Annotated in this window: 2 protein-coding genes and 1 pseudogene; 1 reads left to right on the top strand and 2 read right to left on the bottom strand. The window is 30.2% G+C overall.

Annotated elements, in window-relative coordinates:
- Nucleotides 1-1,357 (bottom strand): annotated as a pseudogene (locus tag ACTHUW_RS10445) (YjiH family protein); the annotation flags it as partial.
- Nucleotides 1,358-1,549: 192 nt separating this feature from the next.
- On the opposite strand from ACTHUW_RS10445, the gene hutI reads away from it, so the two are divergent.
- Nucleotides 1,550-2,821, top strand: coding sequence for an imidazolonepropionase (hutI, locus tag ACTHUW_RS10440; RefSeq protein ID WP_442199056.1), 1,272 nt, complete (start codon nucleotides 1,550-1,552; stop codon nucleotides 2,819-2,821).
- On the opposite strand, the gene ACTHUW_RS10435 is transcribed toward hutI, so the two are convergent.
- Nucleotides 2,812-3,900, bottom strand: coding sequence for an HD-GYP domain-containing protein (locus ACTHUW_RS10435; protein WP_442196982.1), 1,089 nt, complete (start codon nucleotides 3,898-3,900; stop codon nucleotides 2,812-2,814). The genes hutI and ACTHUW_RS10435 overlap by 10 nt on opposite strands.
- Between the last annotated feature and the right edge of the window lie 169 nt (nucleotides 3,901-4,069).

Below are 4,069 nucleotides of genomic sequence, written 5' to 3'. Positions count from 1 at the left end.
ATGATGTGAGCAACTAATATTATTATAGGTAGAGTCACAAGAGTTCTTTCTATAAAAATGAAAAACAAATCTTTTAAGCCTACTGGAATCTTAGCTCCAAGTATTACTGCTCCTGCTTCAGATAGATATACTAATTGAGTTACAGAAAGTGTAGCTATTATAAATCTAGTCATTTCACTTGGTATACTTGCACCTATAACTGAAGGTAAGAACATATCTGCAAATCCAACCACCATAGTTTGAGCAGCTTCAGTAGCAAAAGGTACATTAAATAGATTTAAAATAGGTATAAAAGGTGTTCCTAACCATACAAACAATTGAGTGTTTTCAGCAACTATAAGAGCTATAGTACCAAATGCCATTATAGCAGGAAGTACTCCAAGCCACATATCAAAAACTATTTTTGTACCATTTATAACAAAATCTTTAGGATTACCTGTTTTTTTGGCCTTTTCAATGGCAAGTTTAGTTCCCCATTGTATAGTAGTAAATCCTTCTGGAATATCTTCTCCAGTATCCATTTTATTTTCAGTATAATAAACATCTTTTTTTCTAGATAAAGGCGGGATTTTTGGCAAAATCAAAGCTGCTACAACTCCACATATTATTATAGTTAAGTAATATATGCCAAAATACTCCATAAGATCTACTTGGCTTAAAACTACAAGTGAAAAGGTAATCGATACTGCTGAAAATGTAGTAGCTATAACAGATGCTCTCTAGCTGTATAATAACCCTGCTGATACTGTCTGTTAGTAAGTGTTACACCTATTGTACCATCTCCTACCCATGAAGCAATACAATCAATAGAAGAACGTCCTGGAAGTGTGAATACAGGTCTCATTAGTGGTGTTAAAATAGATCCTACAAATTCAAGTAGTCCAAAATCAGTAAGGAAGGGTAGTAGAAATCCTGCAAATAAGAACATTGAAAATAATGTAAGGATTAAGTCATATAAAATTAGTCCTCCTGTAAATTCTGAATAAATCCATTCTGGTCCAATATTAAAATAAACTAAAAATCCAAGCACCATACCTACTAAACGTGTAAGCACCCAAAATATAGAAACATCAAAAATTCCTTTTAAAAATTCATTGTCTTCTATAAATGATGGTTTAAATAACTTGTGAAGTAGTGTTATAATTCCGGTAATAGTAATAAATATTAATACTATAGCAGGTAAAATATTTGCTGTTGCAGATGTTAATTTACTTGCAAGTAATGCTACAACTATTGTAGTTTCACCTTGATACTGAAAAGGTACCATGAGAATTAATACTCCAATAATTGATGGGATTATAAATTGCAAATAACTTGATAGTGAATATTTCTTTGGTGATAAGTTGGGCTCATCCATATAAATCTCTCCTTTTTTTATGTTATGCTTTTTATTAGGACTTTAACACATATAAAAAACAATACTAACTATTTATTTGCCCCAAAAATTCATAATTAAACATAAAATCAAATAAATATTAAAGAATCTGTACTTTAGTAGATGAATTTTGTATAATAGGGGTATAATAGAAAAACGAAAGGGTGGTATAAAGTGGCAAATAAAGTATTGATTAAAAATGCTAATCAAATAGTTACATGCAGTGGTAACAAGCAAAAAAAAGGAAAAGATATGAAAGAGCTTCATGTCATTACAGATGCTTCTATAATAATTCATGATAATATTATTAAAAAAGTAGGTAAGACAAATGATATATTAAAGAATATCAAAGAAAAAGACTACAAAGTAATAAATGCCAAAAATAAATGTATTACACCTGGATTTATAGATTCCCATACTCATTTAGTTTTTGGAGGATATAGGGCAGATGAATATAATATGAGACTAGCAGGTGCAAGCTATATGGAAATAATGAAACAAGGTGGGGGAATACAAAGTACTACTAATGCAACCAAAAAAGCTTCCTTAGATGAGCTTGTAGAATCAGGACTTAAAAGACTTGACTCTATGGTTTCCTTTGGTGTTACATCAGTAGAATCAAAGAGTGGTTATGGACTAGATTTAGACACTGAAATAAAACAACTTAAAGCCATGAAAAGATTAGATGAAATACATCCTATGGATATTTCAAAGACTTTTTTAGGTGCTCATGCGGTGCCACCTGAATATAAAGGAAGAGCAGATGAATTTATAGACTTCATAATAGAAACTGTACTTCCAGAAGTTACAAATAATAATCTAGCAGAATTTTGTGATGTATTTTGTGAAAAGAATGTGTTTTCAGTAGAAGAATCTAGAAAGCTCTTAAAAGCTGCACAAAAACTAGGACTAAAATCAAAATTACATGCAGATGAAATAGTTAGAATCGGTGGAGCAGAATTAGCTGCAGAAATAGGTGCTATATCTGCAGATCATTTACTTCGTGCATCAGATGAAGGTATAAAATTAATGGCCAAAGAAGATGTAGTAGCTACCTTACTACCTGGGACAGCATTTAGCCTTAAAGAAGAATATGCAAGGGCAAGATATATAATAGATTCTGGATGTGCTGTAGCATTAGCAACAGATATGAATCCTGGAAGCTGTTTTACTGAGTCTATACCCCTTATAATAGCACTAGCAACTCTTTATATGAATATGAGTATAGAAGAGACAATAAATGCACTTACAATAAATGCAGCAGCTGCCATAGATAGAGCCAAAGAAATAGGCAGTATTGATGAAGGTAAAAAAGCAGATATTTTAATACATGAATTTCCAACATATAATTATATTCCTTATCATATAGGAGTAAGTACTGTAGAAAAAGTAATTAAAGATGGAAAAGTAATATTTGATAAGAACAAAGATGAGGCCTATGCATAGGCCTCATCTTTGTCATATATTACATGTTCTATAACTAAATTTTTTTCTTTAAGTAAATCTATAATACAATTATTTGATAAAATTTTTATTTTTGGTCTCAATGGAAATCCGGTATTAATATCCTCTATAACTCCTATGTTTTTATCACTTAATTGTACCATAGTTCCTATTGGATAAGGTATTATTCTATTAGAAAACTTTTTTACTAAGCGTATATCAAAATGTTTTGTACAATTAGCATATAAAAATTCTAAGGCATCATTAGGGCTCATAGCGGGTCTATATGGCCTATCAGAAGTTAATGCATCATATACATCACAAATTGCAACTATTTTAGATAAGAAATATATCTTATCTTCCTTTAAACCTCTAGGATATCCTGAACCATCTATTTTTTCATGATGTTCTAAGGCTATTATTCTTGCTGGGGAAGGGATATCATTGCTCATCTTAAGATATTCATAACCGTCTAAAGTATGCTTTTTCATTTTACTAAATTCCTTATCTGTAAGAGGTCCTTCTTTGTTCAATATTTCTTTAGGAGTTAGAGTTTTTCCTATATCATGAAGTAATGAACCTATAGCTAAGTATTTTAAATGTTCCTTCTTTAAACCGACTTCCAAACCTAATATTATAGAGAGTATAGAAACATTTAAACAATGTTGATATGTATAATTATCAGTGCTTTTAATATCTACAAGATTTACCATAACATCTTTTTGAGCTAAGATATCATCTAACAAATCTTCTGCTAAATTTGCTATATTAGTTACATTTTTATTTGCACGATTTATAGCTTTTTTATTGTAATCTTTATTTTTATTATAATCTTTTTCAAAAGTATCATATGTTTCTTTTATTTTTATCATAGCCTTACTTCTTATTTGTGGTGAGATTACATCGCTAAGTTCTTGATCAGAATATTCATCCATTATATAAATTGAATAAATCCCTAAAGCTTTGATTCTATTTATATAGCCTTTAGAAAGTTCTGTGCCTCTTGAGAGTAGCGTTTTTCCTTTTTCGTTATAAATGTCTTTTCCTAAAATTGTCCCTTCTTTAACAAATGATATAGGCATAAATCGCAAGATAATCCCCCCTCTAAAATAATATAACAGGGAGCTTAAGCTCCCTGTTATATTATACTATATATCTTATTTGTTCTCAATTAAAATATGCCAGCTCCTACTATAAGTCTGATCAACATATGATAATGTCCTATTATAACATTTATGATTATGTCCTAAT

Origin of the sequence: Senegalia sp. (in: firmicutes) (assembly GCF_052088025.1) — a bacterium.
Lineage (GTDB): Bacteria > Bacillota > Clostridia > Tissierellales > SIT17 > Anaeromonas.
The sequence above is the reverse complement of the archived record's forward strand: the minus strand, read 5'-3'. Positions and strand labels throughout refer to the sequence as shown.